Here is a 19624-nt window from a genome sequence, read left to right as displayed (position 1 = left end):
TTTTATTCCTGTTCTGGCGCACAGATAAGCGGCTGACCGCCTTGGAGCACCACACAAGGATACACAAGGCATGTTAGGGCTTGATAAAATTCTCGGTGGTATTTTCGGCGTCATTGACAAGGTGGTACCAGACAAAGACCTTGCACAGAAAATCAAGTTCGATGTCCAGTCTCAGGCGCATTCTGGCGAGATGAAAGAGCTTGACGCCGCCATGAAAATCATTGTCGCGGAAGCCCAGGGCGGCGCATGGCTGCAACGCTCATGGCGCCCCGTGACAATGTTAACCTTCACCGGCCTGATTGTCGCTAAGTGGCTTGGTGTGACGGCTCCGGGGATCACAGAGCAAATTGAACTTGAACTTTTCGCAATCATTAAAATTGGCCTTGGTGGGTATGTCTTTGGACGTTCCGCCGAAAAGGTCGCAACCGCATGGAAGGCAAAATAAATGGCACGACTGAGACGACACAAATTTATTCGAGAAGAAAAACAGGAAGCCACCAAGACTGTCCGCAAACGTGGCGCTGATGGCAAGTTTATCAAAGAAGAGGAGAATACCGATGTACAAGCCTAAATCATGGCCCCACGCCCTTATTGCCGCCGTTGTGATGGCGATTTTCTATTACATCGTGCCGCCCTTGCCGGTGGTCATTTATGCGGCTTTGCTGCCGGTGGTCTATTATTATGGCCGTGAGGTCCGGGATGCTGAAATGGGCTTAGGGATCACCAGCCTAAGCTTTATTGCGCCGCTTTTGCCGTGGAGGTGGAAAGACCCGGATAATCGGTGGGATTTATACGCGCCGGTGATCACCGTTCTTGTGTTCGGCATTTATCTGACGTACTGGAAAATTGGGTTAATTTACGCGCAATAAAATAAGGAGATCCTCGCGGATTTTTGTAATTATCTTGCGTAGGTAAAATTGAAAAGGGTGTCCTTCAGGGCGCTCTTTTTTTATGTTCGCGGATAATTCTCTGAACTTGGCGCTTTGACAGCTCCGACAAATCGGCAATTTCTTGATCTGGCAATCCTTCATTGTACATTTCCCAAACCTGCCTATCTCGCACCTGAAAAGCATCTTTTTCGAGTTGCTTGATATGCCTTAACCAGTATGAATAAATGGTTGTTTGCGGCGCGCCTGTGGTGGTCTTGAGGTGAGATACGGCTTCTTCAAAACTCATGCCCACGTTGAGGCATTCCTGCACCTGTACAGGCAATTGTTTGAGTTTGAATATATTCTTTTTGCTTTCCGCTGTTATAGCTTTTTGATGTAAAAATGTCTGATGAACTTCATGTAATTCACCTGCAATTTTTTCAAATAATTCTGCTACGGATTTTGCGGCCTCAGGTGGAATTTTATTTACCTGAGAAAAAAGTTCCCGGCCTGAATGTTCAAAATTTCTGAACGGCAGGCCGGGAATATCTGGATCAATTCTACTCAATTGTTACTCCCCAAAACACAGGTTATTTTAGTGTTGGGGAGCATAGGGATCAACCGTAAATAGAACGTAAACCGAACAACTTGCCGGGGGAGAGTAAGTTAATAAGGCTTTTATACAAACGAGATAGAGAGTTCCGGAGTGCGCATAATTTATATTATGGAAAATTATTAGCGGGCTTGGTGCGCGCATACGTTCCGCTATTCATGGTTTATTTACACCTGTATACTATCCAATATAATTTTATGGGGGAAAGTTATGCGTACTCTCTTGAATACATTAAACCATTTGCCGGCCCGAGACTTACGTCAGTTAACTAAACTAATCAATAACCTTGCGCAGTCAGTCGAAAGGCTGGCCGTTGATGCCGAACAACGTGAAGTGCAAGTAAAAAAGACGGAGCAACGAGATTTGCGAAAATCCGAAAAACTAATGCTCCAAAAATTAAAACTTCAACGCGCTATCATGACACGATATCAGGCTGGTTACAGTATTGAACATATCGCAACTGTTCTTGATTATCACCCCAAAACCATAGCCCGGTATATCCGTAAATTTCAGACTGATCTCACCATTTTAAAAGAGATTGATCATAATGTGACCCGGCGCAAGATTGAATTGGCAAAAGGTATGCTGAAGCGTGGAGATCGGCGGGATCAGGTTATTCGGAAACTGCACATTTCTGGCTATTACGTCCCCCTGAACCCCGCAGCATAAAAAAAGAGCGTCCTAAAGGACACCCTTTTCAATTTTACCTACGCAAGATAATTACAAAAATCCGCGAGGATCTCCTTATTTTATTGCGCGTAAATTAACCCAATTTTCCAGTATGTCAGATAAAAACCGAACACAAGGACGGTGATCACCGGCGCGTATAAATCCCAGCGATTATCCGGGTCTTTCCACTTCCACGGCAAAAGCGGCGCAATAAAGCTTAGGCTGGTGATCCCCAAGCCCATTTCAGCGTCCCGGACCTCGCGGCCATAATAGTAGACCACCGGCAGCAAAGCCGCATAAATGACCACCGGCAAGGGCGGCACGATGTAATAGAAAATCGCCATCACAACGGCGGCAATAAGGGCGTGGGGCCATGATTTAGGCTTGTACATCGGTATTCTCCTCTTCTTTGATAAACTTGCCATCAGCGCCACGTTTGCGGACAGTCTTGGCGGCTTCCTGTTTCTCTTCTCGAATAAATTTCTGTCGTCTCAGTCGTGCCATTTATTTTGCCTTCCATGCGGTTGCGACCTTTTCGGCGGAACGTCCAAAGACATACCCACCAAGGCCAATTTTAATGATTGCGAAAAGTTCAAGTTCAATTTGCTCTGTGATCCCCGGAGCCGTCATGCCAAGCCACTTAGCGACAATCAGGCCGGTGAAGGTTAACATCGTCAAGGGACGCCATGAGCGTTGCAGCCATGCGCCGCCCTGGGCTTCCGCGACGATGATTTTCATGGCGGCGTCAAGCTCTTTCATCTCGCCAGAATGCGCCTGAGACTGGACATCGAACTTGATTTTCTGTGCAAGGTCTTTGTCTGGTACCACCTTGTCAATGACGCCGAAAATACCACCGAGAATTTTATCAAGCCCTAACATGCCTTGTGTATCCTTGTGTGGTGCTCCAAGGCGGTCAGCCGCTTATCTGTGCGCCAGAACAGGAATAAAATTCCGTATGTCGCAAAGTCAGCTCCACCTGACAGAATTGATAATAGCATTTGATCCATTAGCCGGTTACCTTCTTCAGCATAGACTTGCCGGAAGGTGTCGCTAGCAGCCAATAGGCCACACCGCCGACCATGACCACCCGAATGAGTGATTTCGTCCCGTCAGCCGCGAACCAGCCGCCGCCAAAGCCCAAAAGTGACGCAATGCCACCAACCAACAATAAAGGCATATTATGCACTCCTGTAAAAAATGTGATCGCCGACAATGGCGGTTTTGGGCATGTCACTCGCCCAATATGGCAAAATTGCCGCCGTGTGATAATGATCCGCGCCGCCCGTGTTATCGGCGACCTTCCCCGTCATGATCTGATTGGCCAATCGCAAAGCTTCCGCAAACTGTGGGTCTTTATCCGTCACGGCCATCATTTTAGCCCGGTTCGGGTCGCCAATATTCCAAGCTGAAAATTGCATATCCTTGGTGATCACATCGACCACCGACCGACCAAACCAGCCGCCCCGATCCGCCCGGTTTTTAATCACGTTGCCAATGGCAAGCATTCCGGCTTTTCCTTGGTTGCGCCCCTCGCCCCACATGGTCCGGGCCATAAGATCAATCGTGTTTTTCATATAGAAATACCTTCCAACGCCTGCGCCGACAACGGCTATGAGTAAAATATTTTTGACGCTATAGAACATCATATGACACGTTAATATACGCGGTTGCGCCCCCCCCGAAATAAAGAGTAAGACCATTGCCCGAGGGGATAAAAATTTCACGACTGAGCCGCAACGCATCGCCTGCGAGCTGGGATAACAATAAAATTGTTGATCCACCAGCGGCGCGGTCTGACAAAATATTGATATTTCCAGAGACAGACTGTTGAATGAGTGCGGTTCTTAAAAAGATACCATTTGTATTTGCAGCTTTAGAAACGACGACCTCCGTATACACGCCTGTCCGCTCTAACTCTAAATTTACAGATCCAATCGACGCAACACTCCCCCCCTCATCAGATAACGGACGCCCAACTGTTCCAACTGTTCCGATAATTGAAGTGCCTGTTTCGATACTCCTACCTTCTTGAAACTCCATTCCAGCCGGGGCGGTGTATATCTTATAGTCAATAGGCGTGGAATGAGGATTTGAAATATCAACATTATCAAAATTATATTTCGCGGGGACGCCCCGGTACATGCGGAATTTAGATAAATTTTTAAACTTCACCTCAATATATTCGAGGTCACATTCCATTATAAAAATCTGGCTGTGAGCCCCGGCACCAATTGTTCGCCACTCGCCCGGCTGTAGTGTGCCTTCATGTAACATTTTATTTGTTCCTGTTTATATAAGTCATGATTAAAAGCAGTGCGGCCAAGCCAATGCCGCCATATTTCAGGAGGTCTTTCCCCGCATCAATGACACCGCCCGCCGTGGAATTGAACGCCTGAGACAAGGCCGAGCTTGAGGCGGAGATACTTTCCCCAGCGATATTTTCTGCAAAGTTAAAAGCATCCTCAACGACGCCCGCATCAACAGAAGTCACCGAGACATTTCCGCCCGCCTGAATGGCACCATCCCCCAGATCATTCCGGGTTGAGCTATCAATTTCATAGTCGATGTCATTACGGACTGAGTTATCAATTTCATAGTCGAACTCATTCCGGACTGAGTTGTCAATTTCATAGTCGAACTCATTCCGGACTGAGTTGTCAATCTCATAATCATTTTCATTGATGACACGGTTGTCATATTGACCGGACGTTGTGCTGTTACGGCTGGATGATTTACCGCCCATTATTACAAGACCTTCCTCATGGTGATTTCGTCGGGATCGCCGTCATCAATTTCAATGTAACCGCGCCCCTGTGCAACCAGCGCCAGCGGTTCACGCTTTGTGTGGAAACGTACAGACTGTTCCCCGTTCCGCCCCGCCAAGCCCTCCAGAAATTCAAGCATCAAAGGAACCAGCCGTTGACCGGTATAAGAGCCGCCACCAGCCACAATTACCATCTCAGAGCCATGTGGTTGAACCTCGCGCCTTAAAGCCAGTGAGCCGACCCGCAAGCCGTCGATCAGAACTGAAAAAACAGATAAGCGCCCAGCCACGACTTCACGGCGATAAAAGCTGGCTGTGCCGTTATGGGAGAAATCCTTAAAATCAGATTTTGCCCGCTCGTCCAGGGCACCGATATTTTTTATTTCAATAGCCGCCATATGATAAAACCCGCCGCCGCCAGAGCGCCAACTGGAAGAATGAGGCCAATAAGTTTATTGCTTGCTGGCTCAGTTCCGAAAGCACCCGTGTTGAATGAAAAGCTATTATGCCCCCGCGCCTCGGACGGCCCCGCAGTGCCGCCCGCAACGTTTAGAGGTGGTAAAGAGGCAACCATTATTTGATTGCCTTTACCATGATCAAGAGAGCCGCAAACCCGGCAAAGGCAAACAGGCCATATTTCACCAGATCAGAATTTTGACTTTCAGGCCGTGGTGTGTCCGCGATTGCCTGATTGGTGACAGCGGCGTTATACTGTGCCGCCAGTCGCCGCTCTTCATCCAGTTGATTAGATGACCATTTGAAGTCTAGGTATTTGCTGCCAAGGTTTCCCGCAGCATTTACCAGATCACCAAAAAAACCCCCGGCGCTATAGCTTTCAACGCTTGCTTCTTCAGCCATGATTAAGCCTTTCTGATACCGACCTGCTCAATGATCAAGTCGTGATCCACCACCCCGGCGTCATACTCAAACTCGAGACGCAGTTTATGGGGTTTGTTGGGGTCAATCGGATTTCGGCCATTGATCACGTCTGTGTAACGCGCGGTCAACTGCTTACCGGACATGACGAAGATATCAGACTGAGGCGCATAGCCCGCGGTTTCACGGAGGAAATCAAGCGTGTCCTTTGACGCGTCACAGATTTTCTCCTGTCCAACATAGGCCTTCACACCGAGAATTTTATCACTGAAGGCGTAAATCGCATTGAACACGCGCCCCAGTTCAAACTCGATATTGACCACTTTTTTAGCCAGACCGGCACAGTTGACCGTGACACGGTCCGTTGTGATGATTTCACCGTTGGTGATGTTGGCATTTCTCCAGATACGAGACGCCGACAACAAAGGGCTAACCACGGCATTAAAGGTTACAACAATCTGGAAATTGTTGATATCCGCCATGCCCCAGCTGGTCCCGTCCTCGCCGATAGCCGTCAGGCTGTCCGGCTGTGCGAAAAACAGCGGCAAAATGCCGTCTTTCCATGGGATGCCTTTTTCTTCATTCATTGAAATAATCTCGGTGGGCGTTAGTTCCATTTGAACCGTTCCACCTAGATAAACTTCAACTTTTTTCACATTGGTGATATAATTGGCCTTGGTGGCGGGGACCGGAACCGCGCCGAAAGAATGATGCAAAATGTTGCCGTAGTAGGTGCCGATTACATCAACGTCCAAAACCGCACGACCACCAGAGACAACGCCGCTGAAGGAATTCATGACCGGTTCGACAATTCGAATAGCTTGGGGCATATTAACCCTTTCTCTTCACGTTAAAATTAGCCGCCAAAACCTTGGTGCGCATCTTTGATGATCGGCATGTCTTTGCCATATTGCAGGAGAACCCCGGCAGCAATGATAGCGGCGACAGTAAACAGGACGCCCTTAATCTGGTTGTTCATTTTTCTCTCTTTCTCTTAACCACTTTTGTATGACGTAAAGCGTCAGCCCGGCCAGTACAGTCGTGTAAAAATTGTTCATATTCAGTTTCATAAAAATAGGTCCACAAGTTACCCTGTAGACCTATTACGCATGATTTTAATGATGGTGGCAAATGGCTGATTTCCTACGTACGTACATGTAGGTACGTAAGAAAATTCACGATTTTAAATTATTTTGGTTTCGGTACCCTGCCCTGCACCACGCTGGCTTGTTCAAACAGCAAAAAGTCGAAGTTTTGCAATGACATAATGGTGTTTTTATATTCCCGCCCGATTTCACCCTGCACCGTGTCGCGATCCCGCGCAGAGGCCAGCCGCAATATGTACATAGCCGAACAGTTGCCGCGCCATTTGGTGTGAACCTCTGCAATGCGTTGCGTCAGGCCGTACGTATTAATCCCATAGTGACGGCCCCGAGAGCACACATTGCCGAACTGTTTAAAATTGGATTTCAATCCAGAAACGGGGAAACAAGTATTCATCTCATCGACGACGAAAGTAATCTGCGGATGATTTTTGACGCCCTTAAAATAAATGCCCTGGGCTTGCAGGATCAGACCAGACAACTTGTCTAAATCTTCGATCTCGTTACCGCCTTCAGGCACAAATATGATTTTAAAGCTGGTCTTCCATTTCTTTTTGAGCGCCGCCCGAACGGCGGCAATGGTGTGACAGACCTCCCATCCACGCTTTTTGGAAAATTCCTTTGACCAGTCTAAAGCAGGATCAAAAACCACAAGGCGCTTTTCGGACTTGATCAGGTGTCGGGCAAGTGTTGACTTGCCCGACCCTGACGCGCCATAGATGCCTATCCGAACCGGCTGGCTCATACGGCCTCTTCCATAGGCGCGTTGTTGTCATTCGCCGCCTGTGGTTGCTGTGACGCCCGTTTTGCCGCTTCCCGGCGCGCCGTAAGCTGCATTCCGACGATATCGGCCTTGCCCTTAACGAAAATCACGACGGGAAGAACATTTGTTACCCATGCCGCGTCTCGTTTAATCGCCCATTGCAGGAAGCGGAATTTCTGGCACTGTTCATAGAGCAAATCAGACGTTTCGCGCGCACCGGTTTCCGGTTTACCATCTGACACGACCACAGAAACGCCCACCAAACCCGTGAGATGTTCTGCAAGCACCAGATTCTGACAGAAAAAATCGGAGAAAAACTCCTCCTTTGAAAATATCTCGGATTTATCAAGCCCCGATATTTTGTCATATTCTGGCATATCCTCGGCGGCGGGTTCCGGCGTGATCTCGTCAAGGTGATCTGTCGAATTGTCCCAGTTTATTTCTTCGAGAATGTCAGCCTCAGAAACATCCAATTCCGGCGCGTCCTGAATTTCCAGATTGTCGTTTGCTGGCGGTGTTGTCTTCTTCATGTTCAATAGTCTCCTGTGGTTCGTTGTCGTTTGAGGGTTGAGGTTTTGCGGCGGCGGCAATCAAGCGTCTCGACATGGCCGCACCATGTTTAAACGCGGCGTTGCACTGCGGATCATCGGCCCGACCATCGCAGTGCCAGTAGACTTTTCGGTTCTTATTGATCCGGCGTTCAACTTTAGCCTTGCAATCCGGGCATTGGGTGTGGCCGATGACTTCGTTTGTGACAGTCATTTTAATCCTTCCATGGTGTTGCAGAGTGAGGCATTTCCGTAAGGCGGGGCGGCCTTGCTGTCACTCGATTGAAAATTACTTTTCCGTCATTTGAAAACTGCGCATTCGTCTGATCTTCGTTAATGTGACCGGTGCCCAGCCAGACCGAAAGGCCATATTTCGCGAGCAGCCCCACCACACCGGCGCGGCCATGCTTGTAGGCTGCGTCCAGCAGATCAGGGCGTAAATTGTGGCGACAAACCGCCGCCCACGTGCCGCGATCCAGAGCGACGATCATCCGCATATTTAAATCTTCACTGAATGGCAATTCATCCTGTCCGGCGACTTTTTCCGGGCTAATCTCTGCTATTTTTTCGTCAAGAATTTCGGCAATCTCAAAGAAATCTTTTAAGCCGTGGGTCCATGTGATATGTCGCGCCCCTTTGAAGGCGGCGGCATACTCTGCGAACATAGCGGCGGCTTGACGATTGCCATAATAGGCCGCTTCCAGCAGTTCAAAAGGCGTTTTACCGCCCTTCCCTTGCTTGATATTGGCCTTTGATATCTCGCGATCCGCGCCCCATTTCATTTTTCCGGCCTTGCGATCCGCACCTTTGGTGAGATATTCAGAGGAATTTGTTGGCCGTAAATCGCAAGCGTCAGCATGGCAATATTGCCCGGTTAAAGCATAAATCTTTTTGTCCCATTGCTCGAAAATCTCAAGACGGGTTTCTTCCTGTTCATGTTCTGACAACTCGTTTTCGGTCAGAAGCAGGATATGTAAATGCGGATGCCACCCATTCGCGCCATGGGTGATTTCCAGCGCCCGGATCGTGCCGAAAATTTGGCGATCCTCTTTTATACTGCGCCAGGCACGCGTATTTTGCAGCTTGCGCCACGCCATCGCGACAGCGTCCTTCAAGGCGGCGCATTTATCGAATGGCGCATGTTTCATTGTGAGTGTCAGCATATAGACACCGCCCCGGCGCTCTTTTGTGCCATCAATCGCCGCCGCCACTTCAAGCCGCCGTTTATTGGAAATTTTTTCGGCGCATACGGGGCAATGCCAGATCGAGCCGCAAGTCTCCACGCCGTTGAACATAGCGCCGGTCGAACTGGCGGAAATTGTGACAATCGCCCCGATCCGGTGGCGACCGCATTTATAAACCCGTTCCCCGGTTAAAATTTGCCCGGCCACAGTGCGAAGCCGGTCCCTTTTTTGAGCGCCGTTTAGCTGTTCCAAATTATCCTTTAAAAACAAGGGCGGCAACTCTACTTGCGTACCTTTCAAGGGATTTGTCATTTTTGCCCCCATACCCCGGCAAAACCTAAAACCGTCAGAAACACCCCTAGAATGATCAAAGTCATTGCGCGGACTCCCCGTTGCCTAAATCAGGGACAAGAGTCCTGACGGTCATGTCTGCCCACTTCATGCGTGAATTTTTGGACTGGTTGGCAAGCAGTTCTTCGGAATGACTTCTTGCAAGTCCTGCGGCCAATGTGATTAGGGCCAGAATTTGTTGATCCCGGGGGATATTGTCGAATAGCGGATGTTCGCCGATGGCGACCTGCACAAGTTGAATACTGTGTTTAAGTTCTGGGCGCATTTAAAAACCCTTCGTACGTGTGTAGGAAGGGCGGAAAATACCGATCCCCATGAGAAAGGCCGGTGACTGGTCGAAGGGTGGCGACTGGGGGATTTTGTCGGCGTGAGGGAATAATCCTATACGTACGTCCTGCACCCCTTCCCGCATCAACATGCAGCCGTAAAAATAGCTGGCTTCGAGATATGCGGGCCATTGGCCTATGCTGAAATCATACATTTCCCAGAGGTGTTTAATTTTCGCCCAGACCACAAGCTGATTGTCAAAGCGAACATCACGCCGGGCGGCGCGTCTTAGAAGTTTTTCATTACAGGTGAGAATTGTAGGGTCAAGGGTCATTCCGTCACCATCTCCTTCACCTGCAAAAAGAGGCCCTCAACATTAGGGTGTCCAAGCGGGCCAGAAAGTGAGCCATCGTATGTTTTTGCCGCTTCTGAATTTAACAACACTCTTATTTTGGTAAGGGTTTTAGCTTTGCAGTCACGATCCTTAAGCTTTACTACGGTATCCCGCCAGTATTTCTTACTCATGGCAGATACTCCGGGTAATCCTTGTAAAAGCAGCCGTGATACTGGGGGATTTCCGGGCATTCATTGAATTTGGTGGAGCAGCCGGAAACGAATATCAGAACCGCAATAATCAACGCCGCATAAGTAATCCAAAAAATCCGGGTCATGCTTCATCTCCCAAATCAATAAACAGCGAAAACTCCCAATCCTGTGCATCTGGAAAATCAGTCATTGCCTTGGAACAAGCTTCATGAATATCTTCCTCATTCCAAGAAATCCCTTCGGGTGCAGAAGGAATAAAAACATGAAATGTTTTTTCCTCTTCATCAAATTCAAAGTCTATGGAGAATTTTACTTTAGCCATGATCTTCCCTTTTGTTGTCTCCCTAAAAGTGCGGGGCATGTCCGGCCGGACAGAGGCCCCAAGGGAGGAATATAAGTGCAAATTTACCAAAATGCTTCTCAGCAGTTAGCAGGATGCACCTTATTCACATTACATTAAGGGTGTCAAGATAATATTGCTTCTTGTCAGTTATCAGTAAGCTGATACTCTGTGTTCTTGATATTACGTACATACGTAGAAAGGTCTGGCTATGAAACAAGATATAAATTGGTATATGAACCGAGCTAAAGAGCTTCACGGATTGAAGTCAGATAGACAGCTTGCAACACGCCTGCATATGGCAAACGTTGCAAAATGGAGGCACCCAGATCGTCCAGACGTACCCTCCGTAGCGGCAATGATAAAGCTTGCAAGCCTTGCAAACGTCCCCGCTGATATGGCCTTGTTGCATAGAGATTTATGGGAAGCAGAATTTAAAACTCCGGAAGCTGTCCCGATATTTAAGAAACTATTAAAATCGCTCCCACAATATGCGGCGGGTGTAATTTTAGGCTGTAACCTGTCCCTTGGTAGCATCGATTTTGACGGCTCAGGATCGGCCTTTGCTGGTGAGAAAAACGGAGCGCAAGTGACGACACAATTTATATTATGGTAAATTATTGGATGGGATGGATATAAACGACATCATGCAACATGATAAAGGATGCCTGAGTAACAACGGCTTGGCACGTGATCACAAACAGTACCCCGGCCGCTCGTTATAAGATTTACGATATTTGTTTATTGTATAACGACACGCTCAATCACCACAGTGTCATTGATAAGTTGCTGACCGAACCAATCATCATCATCTTTGGCGCGGCTTCCTGTGGGTTGTTGTTGAATGGCGACAACGACGCCCATTCCCTTGATGACACGTCCAAAAGCGGCATAGCCTTCACGTTTGCCTTCTTCATAACGCGTTGACCCCGTATCAAGTCCGCTATTATCCCCTATGCAGATAAAGAACTCCGTTGTGGCTGTCCCCGGGTCCAGCCGCGCCATCGAGATCACTCCGTCAAGATGGGAAAGTCCGCTTTGTATCGTGGTTTCATGAGCGATGGGCTCTCTTTCCTGCTTTTGCTCATTCTTGCCGCCCTGAATAAGTGTCAGGATCTTGCGTTTTGCCGTCGGATTATTATCCAGACGCGACGCGCGATAAAACCGGCCACCTTCATAAAGGCCTGCTTTAACGTTTTGAATGAAATTATCGACAGTTACAGGGGCTTTTTCAGGGTATAGTTCAAGTGTTATATCGCCTTTATCCGTCTCTATAACGACGTTAATGGTACGGCCCTGCTCAGCAGAGGCCGTGAAAGGAACAATCAGGAACATCAGAGTCAGGAAGAACTTTATAAGTGAGTGCATTTTCTTATCCCATATTTCTATTTTGGTTTAATTCGGCTCTTCCTGTGTAGAGGTAAGCCCCACAGTCTTACGGTTAACCTTAACATACCATAAGGTAATAAAAAGCAGCAAGCCCACGATGCCAAATACCATCGCGTTCATGCTTTTCCAGCCAATGGTTTCCAGCATAAAGCCGGATGTCAACGTCGACGTGGCCGCCAGACTATAGACGACAAAGTCATTCAGGCCCTGAACCTGGGATTTTTCATAAGGTTTGTAGGCGCTTTCCAGCAAGGCCGTGCCCGCAGTAAACAGAAAGTTCCAGCCCAACCCTAAAAGCACCAGAGATCCGTAAAAATTGATCAGTTCCAGTCCCTGAATGGCGAATGCGGCTGAAATCATAAAACACACAAAACCAATCATGATGATACGAACTGCGCCAAACCGGGCCACCAAAGATCCGGTAAAAAACGCCGGCAGGAACATCGCCGCCGTATGCCATTGAATGACACTGGCCGCATCCGTGATCTGAAACCCGCAGTATTCAACAATCTGGATGGGTGATGACGTCATGACGTAGGACATCATCAGATAGGCCCCTGCTGCATTAAGGCTGGCGCACAAGAACCCCGGCCGGCGCAGAATATCAAGCCAGGATACATGCGTCGCCGGTATTTCCTGTCCATTCTCGTCATGTTCAATATGGTCAATTTCAGGCGGAAAATGGAGAAACAGCAACGTCAACTGCGTCAACAGGCTGAGCAAGATCACCAGAATGAAAGTGCCGGCATACGGAATAGGCAGGAAGAAGTGTGTTTCAAAAAATTTAGCCGCTGTCGGGGAAATAAGCGCCGCGAACAACCCTCCGGACAGCACATAGGAAATCGCCTGTTTCTTAAAACGCGGCGCACTGACCTCCATCGCGGCAAAACGGTAGTAAGCGGCAAACGACTGAAAGATACCGTGGACCATTACGCCAAAGCAAAAGACATAAAAATTTTCAATATAAATCCCGTAGAAGGTAAAAATGCCCGACAATAAAGCGAAAAGTGCCCCGAACTGAAAGCCGCGTTTGCGACCAAACCGCTTCATGAACATGGACGCCTTATAAGCCGTCAACGCCGCGGCAATCATTGCCAAAGCCGCAGGTATAGTGGCCATGGATGTGCTTCCCGTGAGCATGCGGGACACCAATGCGGCATAGGTAACCAACGTAATCACGGATGTAAGCGCCAGAATTTGCCCTATCACGAGCAGAATGATATTGCGCAGGCTTGTATTCATAAAACAGGTCTATTCCGGTTATACGGTGACTACCAGGCCATCATAACCCGGTTCTATGTGGGACGGCAGGGCTTTTTTCAGTGTTTCATAATCCAGATCGCCGGTCATATGGGTGAGAATGGCCCGTTTCGGTTTAAATTTCTCAATCCAGTCCAGCGTTTGATCCAAATGGGAATGGGTCGGGTGTGGTTCCGGCCGCAATGCATCAACAACCCACAGGTCCAGACCATATAAATGCGCCTCACTGCTTTCAGGTATTGCATTAAGATCTGTTGTGTAAGCGACTTTACCTACACGAAAACCAACAGATTTTATTGGACCATGAATAAGGTCAAATGGCTGTACCTTCAGTTGGCCCACGGTAAAGGGGTTTTCGTCAAAGACATGCCCCTCAACAATGGCGGGATAACCGGTTTTAGCGGCGAAGATATAATCAAAACGGCGTTTCAGCACGGCCATCGTCACTTCATTGCCATAGACATCGACCTTGCGCTTCATCATCTGCTTGATGGCGCGCAGATCATCAATGCCATGGGTATGATCGGCGTGATCGTGGGTGTAAAGCACCCCATCGAGACGGGTGATATTGGCCGACAGGCATTGTTCGCGCAAATCGGGTGTCGTATCAATCAGAATATCAGTTTCCTGATCCTGAATCAGGATTGAGGACCGACGACGCCTGTTTTTCGGATTGGTAGGATCGCATTTTCCCCAGTTATCGCCGATCCGGGGCACGCCGGTCGAGGTACCGCAGCCGAGGATCGTGACTTTCATGGCCGAACCGCGTTGGTGAACAGACGATAGAAATTATCCGTCGTGGTTTGCGCCAGATGATCAAACGGCACGTCCAGCAGGTCAGAAAGATACTCTGCTGTGTATCTGACATAGGATGGCTCATTCGGCTTGCCGCGTTTTGGCACGGGCGCGAGATAGGGCGCGTCGGTTTCAATTAGCAACCGGTCCAGCGGGATGGTTTTGACGGTTTCCTGCAAATCCTTGGCGCTTTTGAAGGTGACAATACCGGAGATCGAGATATAGCAGCCCATCTCAAGCGTCGCATCGGCCAGCGCCTGGGATGCGGTAAAGCAATGGATCACCGCCGGATAGGCCCCCTTCTCCATCTCATCGCGCATCACAGTTATGGTCAGGTCATCGGCGTCGCGGGCGTGGACGATCAGCGGCAGGCCGGTGGCGCGGGCGGCGGCGATATGGGCGCGGAAATTGGCTTCCTGCAGGTCACGCGGCGCATATTCATAGAAAAAATCCAGCCCTGTCTCGCCAATGCCGATGACTTTGGGGTGGGTTGACTTTTCAATCAGCTGTTCCGCCGTGATACCCGGTTCCTTTTCCGCCTCATGGGGATGACTGCCGACGGTGGCGAACACATGATCATACCGGTCCGCCAGGGCAATCACTTCGTCATATTCACTAAGGCGGGCGTTGATCGCCAGCATGGTCTCGACCCCGGCATCCTTTGCCCGGGCCATGACGCCGTCCATATCTTCCATCATGGAGCCGTAATTCAAATGGCAATGACTATCAACAATCATGCTTTTTCCGCTTCCACATAACGGGGAAAGACCCCTTCCGGTTTATCGAGCGCAACGCCCGAGGCCAGGCGGCCCACCTCGCCCAGCTGGTCAAAGCCGCGTTGGTCCGCCGGAATTTTTAACTGGTCGAGCAGCTTCGCGGCACTGTCCGGCATGAAGGGCTGGATCAGCAGCGCCATCTGGCGCACGATCTCGGCGGTAACATACAGCACGGTCGCCATCCGCTCCGGATCTGTTTTCTTTAAAGCCCAGGGCGCCTGATCATTAAAATAGATATTGGCGGCGGATTCAAGATTAAAAATCACCTCCAACGCCTTGTGGAACATCTGGTTTTCCATCTGATCACGCACTTTGTCCAACTGACTGTCAAGCGCCGCCAGGATGGTGGTATCATCCTCAGTCAAGGAACCGCAGACCGGTATCTGGCCGTCGCAATTCTTGAAGATCATGCTGAGGGAGCGCTGCGCCAGATTGCCCAGGCCACCGGCGAGATCAGCGTTGGTGCGGCTCATCATGGCGTTGCGGGAAAAATCACCGTCATTACCAAACGGCACTTCGCGCATCAGGAAGTAACGCACCTGATCCAGGCCGAATTCTTCTACAATTTCAAAAGGATCGATGACATTGCCGATAGATTTTGAAATCTTCTGACCTTCATTGGTCCACCAGCCATGGGCAAAGACCCGTTTTGGCGGTGCGATATCGGCAGCCATCAGAAAGGCCGGCCAATAGACCGCATGAAAGCGCAGGATATCCTTGCCGACCATATGTACATCCGCGGGCCAAAACTTCTGGAACGCCTCACCGGCCATATCGGGATAGCCGATGGCGGTCAGATAATTGGTCAGGGCATCGATCCAGACGTACATGATATGTTTATCATTGCCCGGCACCGGCACACCCCAGGAAAAACTGGTGCGGGACACAGACAGATCACGCAAGCCGCCTTCAACAAAGCTTTTCACTTCATTCTTGCGGCTTTTGGGCAAAACGGTTTCCGGAAGTTGATCATACCAGGTAAGAAGCTTGTCTTCGAAGGCGGACAGTTTGAAGAAATAGCTTTCTTCCTCGACCCATTCCACCGGCGCCCCGGTCGGGGCAAGTTTCTCACCGCCCTCACCGTCAAGCAATTCACCTTCTGTATAGTAGGCTTCGTCGCGCACCGAATACCAACCGGAATATTTATCAAGGTAGATATTGCCGCTGTCTTCGAGTTTGCGCCACAGGGCCTGACAGGCGATTTTATGGCGTTCTTCGGTAGTGCGGACAAAATCATCATGGGAGAAATTCATGAATTCCGCCAGATCACGGAAACGTTGTGAGACTTCATCACAAAATTCGATCGGTTGCTTGCCCTTGGCGGCGGCGGATTTTTCCACCTTCTGGCCATGCTCGTCGGTGCCCGTCAGGAACATCACGTCATAACCGTCCAGACGCTTGAACCGCGCCATGACATCACAAGCCAGCGTGGTGTAGGCGTGGCCAATATGGGGAATGTCATTGACGTAATAGATTGGCGTCGTGATGTAAAAGGCTGGTTTTGCCGTCATCTTGCGTATGCTCCGCTAGAGCACAAACGGCTCTTATTTTAAACTCTGATTTAACAGGGTGAGAATATTCAGGATCACCTGCTTGCGATCAAGATTTATCAAACCCATTTTATGAGATACCTTTTCCCACAGGTCGACCCACTGATCAAGTGATATTCGCCGACCCATTTCCGCCATCAGTTCCAGCTCTCCGGTCAATACCGGACGAACCGGGCTTGCATCCGACGGGCCGCCCTGGTCAAGATGCGCCACATGGCGCGTCAAACGGCTGATAAAACGGGTCAGTAACTCGCCGAACAACACATATTTCTGCTCATCCTTTTTCAATGACAGACTGTCGGCCAGCTTATGCGCCAGCGGCACATTCATCCACGGCATGGCGGCAAGGTTTTCCAGAATCTGGATATAAAGCTCAAGCCCCTGATTCTCGACCAGTTTCAGGGCATAACCGGGACTGCCTTCACTTAAAATGGCATAGCCCGCCACTTCGTCGGGGCTGAGCTCCGGATGTTGTTTGGACAGAATAGCCGTGACAGCCTGGTCTGGAAGCGGGCTGAGCCGCATCTGACGACAACGCGACGTAATGGTCGGAAGCAATTTGCCGGGCGCATGGGCCAGCAGGATCAATAAAGCGTTCTTTGGTGGCTCTTCCAGGGATTTCAGCAGCGCATTGGCGGCGTTGCGGTTCATTTCATCAGCGCTGTCGACGATCGCCACCCGCCACCCGCCTTCCGTGGACGTCTTGGCAAAGAAATTCTGCAATACCCGAACATTATTAACCCCGATTTCGGCCTTCATTTTACCGGTTTTCTCGTCAGGGGTACGTTCGATCACCACAATGTCACCATGTCCACCAGCGGTAATTACCTTGTTAATGCCCGAATAAGGATCGGTATTCAGACTTTCGGCCGGTGTTTTTTCCAACACATCGCCAAATAGGCTTGGTCCCGCGTTAGCTTCTGGCGGATTGTGCATCAAAAAGCGGGCCATCTTGTGAGCCAGCGCCGCCTTGCCGATGCCCCGCGGTCCTGTCACCAGCCAGGCATGATGCAGGCGATCGGAGTTAAAGGCGTCCAGGAACATCTGTTCAGCCTCTTCATGACCTTGCAGATCAAGTCCCAAACCGAGCCCCTGTTCAAGTGCGATATCACTCACCCTGCCGCCCCTTGTCGAAAATTCTGAACCGCTTGCCAGATGCGCTGTGCGACGTCTGAAATAGACCCTGTGGCTGAAATGACCCGGCACCGTACTGGGTTTGCCGCGGCAATATCAAGAAAAGCCTGCCGCAACCGCTGATGAAAATCATTTGTCATATTTTCAAAGCGGTCTTCACGGTTATTGGCTGCAACGGCCGCTTCTCTTTCCGTTGCACGGGACAGGCCATGATCTACATCCGCATCAAGAACCAGAGTAAGATCCGGCCAGAAATCACGGGTCGCAATATGATGCAGTTCTTTCAGGGTATCCTGGGTCAGGCCGTGCCCGGCACCTTGATATGCAAAACTGGAATCAGCATACCGGTCGCTGATTACCCATTTTCCGGCCTCAAGCGCCGGCTTGATCACCCGTTCAATGTGATCCACCCGGGCGGCGTAAAACAGCAGAACTTCCGTCATCGGCAGCCATTTGTCTGTATCACCGGACAACAGAAGTTGTCTGATCTCCTCTGCCCCCGTTGTTCCACCGGGTTCCCGCGTGACAACAACTTCATAGCCCTCAGCGGTCAAATGATCTCGCAACAGCGTGACCTGGGTGGATTTTCCCACCCCCTCGCCGCCTTCGAAGGAAATGAATTTTCCCCGCGGAGTTGTCTGATTATTCACTGCCTGCCGATCCCATCAGGAGGTAATTAAACGCCGCTTTTAGACGGCTCACTCCGCCCAGTTTAGAAACATCCGCCCCCGCGACAAGAGGATAGGTTACGGGTTTCATATCCTTGGCGGAAATTTCCAGCATCGCAATCGGCTGACCTTTGACAATCGGAGCCGGGATCGGACCGGTATAAATGATTTTTGCTTTCATTTTACGGCGGTCCTGACGGCTGATTGACAGAACAACATCTTCTTCAATAACCAGAGGAACCTTGCCATTCATCCCAAGCCAGACATTGGCCTCGTCAACCACTTCACCGGCTTTCAGCAACGGGTACACACTGAAGTTGCGGAAGCCGTAATTCAACAGGCGTTCTGCTTCCCGCGCACGGGCCCGGTTGCTTTTAAGACCGTTAATCACCAGGATAAGTCGCCGGCCATCCTCTATGGCGGACGCCGCGACACCATATCCCCCATCTTCGGTATGTCCGGTTTTCAGACCATCCGCCGACGGCATGCTGTAGAGAATCGGATTACGGTTGGTTTGGGAAATATCGTTATAGGTAAATTTCTTTTCCTTGAACATGGCGTAATAATCGGGAAATTCAGATACCAGATGCTGTGACAGAGTCGCCAGATCGCGTGCAGACATATAATGCTGAGGATCTGGCCAGCCATTAACATTGGTAAAATGTGAATTTGTCATCCCCAGTTCTTGTGCTTTTTCATTGCTCCATTCAACAAAAACGGTCTCTGATCCGGCAAGCCCTTCTGCCAGAACGGCGCAGGCATCATTGCCGGACTGAACAATCACGCCCATCAACAGATCACGCACGGTAACTTTCTGTCCCGCTTTCAGGAACATGGTTGATCCCTGCAAACGCCATTTCCGCCAGATATTTTCACTGACATCCAGTTCGTCATCCAACAGAATATTACCATCACGCAAGCGCTCAAACGTCAAATAAATTGTCATCAATTTACTCATTGACGACGGCGGCATGGTCACGTCGGCATCATGTTCAAACAACACCGCCCCAGTGGACCCCTCCACCATGATGGCATGTTTGGCCTGGGTTTTGATTTCCGCTGCTTCCGCATTGAGAAGGCTCAGGCAGAAGACAGGCAGCATAATAAGACTTTTTAAAGGGCGCGGCAGTGTGGTTTTTGTCATAATATTTCTAATTAT

General features: G+C 49.7%; 34 protein-coding genes. 5 read left to right on the top strand and 29 right to left on the bottom strand.

All coding sequences use genetic code 11. From position 1 onward, the window contains the following. The first annotated feature begins 70 nt into the window (after nucleotides 1-70). From FIV45_RS08270 to FIV45_RS08265, 3 genes are read left to right on the top strand one after another with little or no spacing between them, the layout of a single operon-like run. Nucleotides 71-445 (top strand): 3TM-type holin, encoded by a 375-nt coding sequence (locus FIV45_RS08270; protein WP_139932319.1) that lies wholly within the window; start codon nucleotides 71-73, stop codon nucleotides 443-445. Then, nucleotides 446-571 (top strand): hypothetical protein, encoded by a 126-nt coding sequence (locus FIV45_RS18845; RefSeq protein ID WP_275671291.1) that lies wholly within the window; start codon nucleotides 446-448, stop codon nucleotides 569-571. It abuts the gene before it with no gap. Further along, nucleotides 558-869 carry a hypothetical protein gene (locus FIV45_RS08265; protein WP_099471999.1) on the top strand — a complete coding sequence of 104 codons (312 nt, stop codon included), beginning with the start codon at nucleotides 558-560 and terminating at the stop codon, nucleotides 867-869. The genes FIV45_RS18845 and FIV45_RS08265 overlap by 14 nt, the downstream gene beginning before the upstream one ends. Before the next feature lie 64 nt (nucleotides 870-933). On the opposite strand, the gene FIV45_RS08260 is transcribed toward FIV45_RS08265, so the two are convergent. After that, complete coding sequence (locus FIV45_RS08260) at nucleotides 934-1437, bottom strand: hypothetical protein (RefSeq protein ID WP_139932318.1); 504 nt, start codon at nucleotides 1435-1437, stop codon at nucleotides 934-936. Nucleotides 1438-1692: 255 nt separating this feature from the next. Here FIV45_RS08260 and FIV45_RS08255 point away from each other — a divergent pair, with 255 nt between their 5' ends. Continuing rightward, the gene (locus tag FIV45_RS08255) at nucleotides 1693-2151 is read left to right on the top strand and encodes a helix-turn-helix domain-containing protein (protein ID WP_139932317.1); all 459 of its coding nucleotides are present in this window, start codon (nucleotides 1693-1695) and stop codon (nucleotides 2149-2151) included. Between the two features lie 80 nt (nucleotides 2152-2231). Here the strand turns inward: FIV45_RS08255 and FIV45_RS08250 are convergent, their stop codons facing one another. The 20 genes from FIV45_RS08250 to FIV45_RS08175 form a co-directional block, all read right to left on the bottom strand. Continuing rightward, nucleotides 2232-2543 carry a hypothetical protein gene (locus FIV45_RS08250; RefSeq protein ID WP_139932316.1) on the bottom strand — a complete coding sequence of 104 codons (312 nt, stop codon included), beginning with the start codon at nucleotides 2541-2543 and terminating at the stop codon, nucleotides 2232-2234. Beyond that, nucleotides 2530-2655, bottom strand: a complete 126-nt coding sequence (locus FIV45_RS18840; protein WP_268939766.1) for a hypothetical protein — start codon at nucleotides 2653-2655, stop codon at nucleotides 2530-2532. The genes FIV45_RS08250 and FIV45_RS18840 overlap by 14 nt, the downstream gene beginning before the upstream one ends. Further along, nucleotides 2656-3030, bottom strand: a complete 375-nt coding sequence (locus FIV45_RS08245) for a 3TM-type holin (RefSeq protein ID WP_099471998.1) — start codon at nucleotides 3028-3030, stop codon at nucleotides 2656-2658. It lies immediately after the preceding gene. Nucleotides 3031-3157: 127 nt separating this feature from the next. Next, nucleotides 3158-3328 (bottom strand): hypothetical protein, encoded by a 171-nt coding sequence (locus tag FIV45_RS18430; RefSeq protein WP_165776960.1) that lies wholly within the window; start codon nucleotides 3326-3328, stop codon nucleotides 3158-3160. Nucleotide 3329: 1 nt separating this feature from the next. Then, nucleotides 3330-3725: a cell wall hydrolase gene (locus FIV45_RS08240; protein WP_165776959.1), complete on the bottom strand. Its 396-nt coding sequence runs from the start codon at nucleotides 3723-3725 to the stop codon at nucleotides 3330-3332. Between the two features lie 58 nt (nucleotides 3726-3783). Beyond that, a complete protein-coding gene (locus FIV45_RS08235; RefSeq protein WP_139932315.1) occupies nucleotides 3784-4425 on the bottom strand; it encodes a hypothetical protein in 642 nt (213 codons plus the stop codon). Nucleotide 4426: 1 nt separating this feature from the next. Further along, nucleotides 4427-4894, bottom strand: coding sequence for a hypothetical protein (locus FIV45_RS08230; protein ID WP_139932314.1), 468 nt, complete (start codon nucleotides 4892-4894; stop codon nucleotides 4427-4429). Nucleotides 4895-4896: 2 nt separating this feature from the next. Next, complete coding sequence (locus tag FIV45_RS08225) at nucleotides 4897-5313, bottom strand: hypothetical protein (protein ID WP_139932313.1); 417 nt, start codon at nucleotides 5311-5313, stop codon at nucleotides 4897-4899. 175 nt (nucleotides 5314-5488) lie between these two features. Next, a complete protein-coding gene (locus FIV45_RS08220; protein ID WP_139932312.1) occupies nucleotides 5489-5773 on the bottom strand; it encodes a hypothetical protein in 285 nt (94 codons plus the stop codon). Nucleotides 5774-5775: 2 nt separating this feature from the next. Further along, entirely contained in the window at nucleotides 5776-6621 is an 846-nt protein-coding gene (locus FIV45_RS08215) for a major capsid protein P2 (protein WP_139932311.1), read from the bottom strand. A gap of 26 nt (nucleotides 6622-6647) precedes the next feature. After that, a complete protein-coding gene (locus FIV45_RS18835; protein WP_275671289.1) occupies nucleotides 6648-6770 on the bottom strand; it encodes a hypothetical protein in 123 nt (40 codons plus the stop codon). 209 nt (nucleotides 6771-6979) lie between these two features. Then, the gene (locus FIV45_RS08210; protein ID WP_139932310.1) at nucleotides 6980-7639 is read right to left on the bottom strand and encodes an ATP-binding protein; all 660 of its coding nucleotides are present in this window, start codon (nucleotides 7637-7639) and stop codon (nucleotides 6980-6982) included. Further along, entirely contained in the window at nucleotides 7636-8187 is a 552-nt protein-coding gene (locus FIV45_RS08205) for a hypothetical protein (RefSeq protein WP_139932309.1), read from the bottom strand. Before FIV45_RS08205 ends, FIV45_RS08210 begins: the two co-directional genes overlap by 4 nt. Continuing rightward, nucleotides 8117-8419 carry a zinc ribbon domain-containing protein gene (locus FIV45_RS08200; protein WP_133118539.1) on the bottom strand — a complete coding sequence of 101 codons (303 nt, stop codon included), beginning with the start codon at nucleotides 8417-8419 and terminating at the stop codon, nucleotides 8117-8119. The genes FIV45_RS08205 and FIV45_RS08200 overlap by 71 nt, the downstream gene beginning before the upstream one ends. Nucleotide 8420: 1 nt before the next feature. After that, nucleotides 8421-9701 (bottom strand): protein rep, encoded by a 1281-nt coding sequence (locus FIV45_RS08195; RefSeq protein WP_133118542.1) that lies wholly within the window; start codon nucleotides 9699-9701, stop codon nucleotides 8421-8423. 61 nt (nucleotides 9702-9762) lie between these two features. Beyond that, the gene (locus FIV45_RS08190) at nucleotides 9763-10005 is read right to left on the bottom strand and encodes a hypothetical protein (RefSeq protein ID WP_099472001.1); all 243 of its coding nucleotides are present in this window, start codon (nucleotides 10003-10005) and stop codon (nucleotides 9763-9765) included. Then, on the bottom strand, nucleotides 10006-10341 hold the full coding sequence (locus tag FIV45_RS08185; RefSeq protein WP_099472000.1) for a hypothetical protein: 336 nt from the start codon (nucleotides 10339-10341) through the stop codon (nucleotides 10006-10008). Then, nucleotides 10338-10532, bottom strand: a complete 195-nt coding sequence (locus tag FIV45_RS08180; protein ID WP_139932308.1) for a hypothetical protein — start codon at nucleotides 10530-10532, stop codon at nucleotides 10338-10340. The genes FIV45_RS08185 and FIV45_RS08180 overlap by 4 nt, the downstream gene beginning before the upstream one ends. After that, nucleotides 10529-10678 (bottom strand): hypothetical protein, encoded by a 150-nt coding sequence (locus tag FIV45_RS18425; protein ID WP_165776950.1) that lies wholly within the window; start codon nucleotides 10676-10678, stop codon nucleotides 10529-10531. Before FIV45_RS18425 ends, FIV45_RS08180 begins: the two co-directional genes overlap by 4 nt. Then, complete coding sequence (locus FIV45_RS08175) at nucleotides 10675-10875, bottom strand: hypothetical protein (protein WP_099471878.1); 201 nt, start codon at nucleotides 10873-10875, stop codon at nucleotides 10675-10677. Before FIV45_RS08175 ends, FIV45_RS18425 begins: the two co-directional genes overlap by 4 nt. 229 nt (nucleotides 10876-11104) lie before the next feature. On the opposite strand from FIV45_RS08175, the gene FIV45_RS08170 reads away from it, so the two are divergent. Further along, nucleotides 11105-11509 (top strand): hypothetical protein, encoded by a 405-nt coding sequence (locus FIV45_RS08170; protein ID WP_099471877.1) that lies wholly within the window; start codon nucleotides 11105-11107, stop codon nucleotides 11507-11509. A 125-nt stretch (nucleotides 11510-11634) separates the two neighbouring features. On the opposite strand, the gene FIV45_RS08165 is transcribed toward FIV45_RS08170, so the two are convergent. Genes FIV45_RS08165 through FIV45_RS08130 form a run of 8 tightly spaced genes read right to left on the bottom strand, consistent with a single transcriptional unit; the run spans nucleotide 11635 to nucleotide 19609 of the window. Continuing rightward, complete coding sequence (locus FIV45_RS08165) at nucleotides 11635-12261, bottom strand: peptidylprolyl isomerase (protein ID WP_099471876.1); 627 nt, start codon at nucleotides 12259-12261, stop codon at nucleotides 11635-11637. A gap of 27 nt (nucleotides 12262-12288) precedes the next feature. Then, a complete protein-coding gene (locus FIV45_RS08160) occupies nucleotides 12289-13524 on the bottom strand; it encodes an MFS transporter (protein ID WP_099471875.1) in 1236 nt (411 codons plus the stop codon). An 18-nt stretch (nucleotides 13525-13542) separates the two neighbouring features. Continuing rightward, a complete protein-coding gene (locus FIV45_RS08155; protein ID WP_099471874.1) occupies nucleotides 13543-14298 on the bottom strand; it encodes an MBL fold metallo-hydrolase in 756 nt (251 codons plus the stop codon). Then, on the bottom strand, nucleotides 14295-15074 hold the full coding sequence (locus FIV45_RS08150) for a TatD family hydrolase (RefSeq protein ID WP_099471873.1): 780 nt from the start codon (nucleotides 15072-15074) through the stop codon (nucleotides 14295-14297). Before FIV45_RS08150 ends, FIV45_RS08155 begins: the two co-directional genes overlap by 4 nt. Next, nucleotides 15071-16624, bottom strand: a complete 1554-nt coding sequence (metG, locus tag FIV45_RS08145; RefSeq protein WP_099471872.1) for a methionine--tRNA ligase — start codon at nucleotides 16622-16624, stop codon at nucleotides 15071-15073. Before metG ends, FIV45_RS08150 begins: the two co-directional genes overlap by 4 nt. A gap of 33 nt (nucleotides 16625-16657) precedes the next feature. Then, on the bottom strand, nucleotides 16658-17779 hold the full coding sequence (locus tag FIV45_RS08140) for a DNA polymerase III subunit delta' (protein WP_099471871.1): 1122 nt from the start codon (nucleotides 17777-17779) through the stop codon (nucleotides 16658-16660). Continuing rightward, nucleotides 17776-18447, bottom strand: a complete 672-nt coding sequence (gene tmk, locus FIV45_RS08135; protein WP_099471870.1) for a dTMP kinase — start codon at nucleotides 18445-18447, stop codon at nucleotides 17776-17778. Before tmk ends, FIV45_RS08140 begins: the two co-directional genes overlap by 4 nt. Beyond that, the gene (locus FIV45_RS08130; protein WP_099471869.1) at nucleotides 18440-19609 is read right to left on the bottom strand and encodes a D-alanyl-D-alanine carboxypeptidase family protein; all 1170 of its coding nucleotides are present in this window, start codon (nucleotides 19607-19609) and stop codon (nucleotides 18440-18442) included. Before FIV45_RS08130 ends, tmk begins: the two co-directional genes overlap by 8 nt. Nucleotides 19610-19624 lie beyond the last annotated feature (15 nt).

Origin of the sequence: Paremcibacter congregatus (assembly GCF_006385135.1) — a bacterium.
Classification (GTDB): Bacteria; Pseudomonadota; Alphaproteobacteria; order Sphingomonadales; family Emcibacteraceae; genus Paremcibacter; species Paremcibacter congregatus.
The sequence above is the reverse complement of the archived record's forward strand: the minus strand, read 5'-3'. Positions and strand labels throughout refer to the sequence as shown.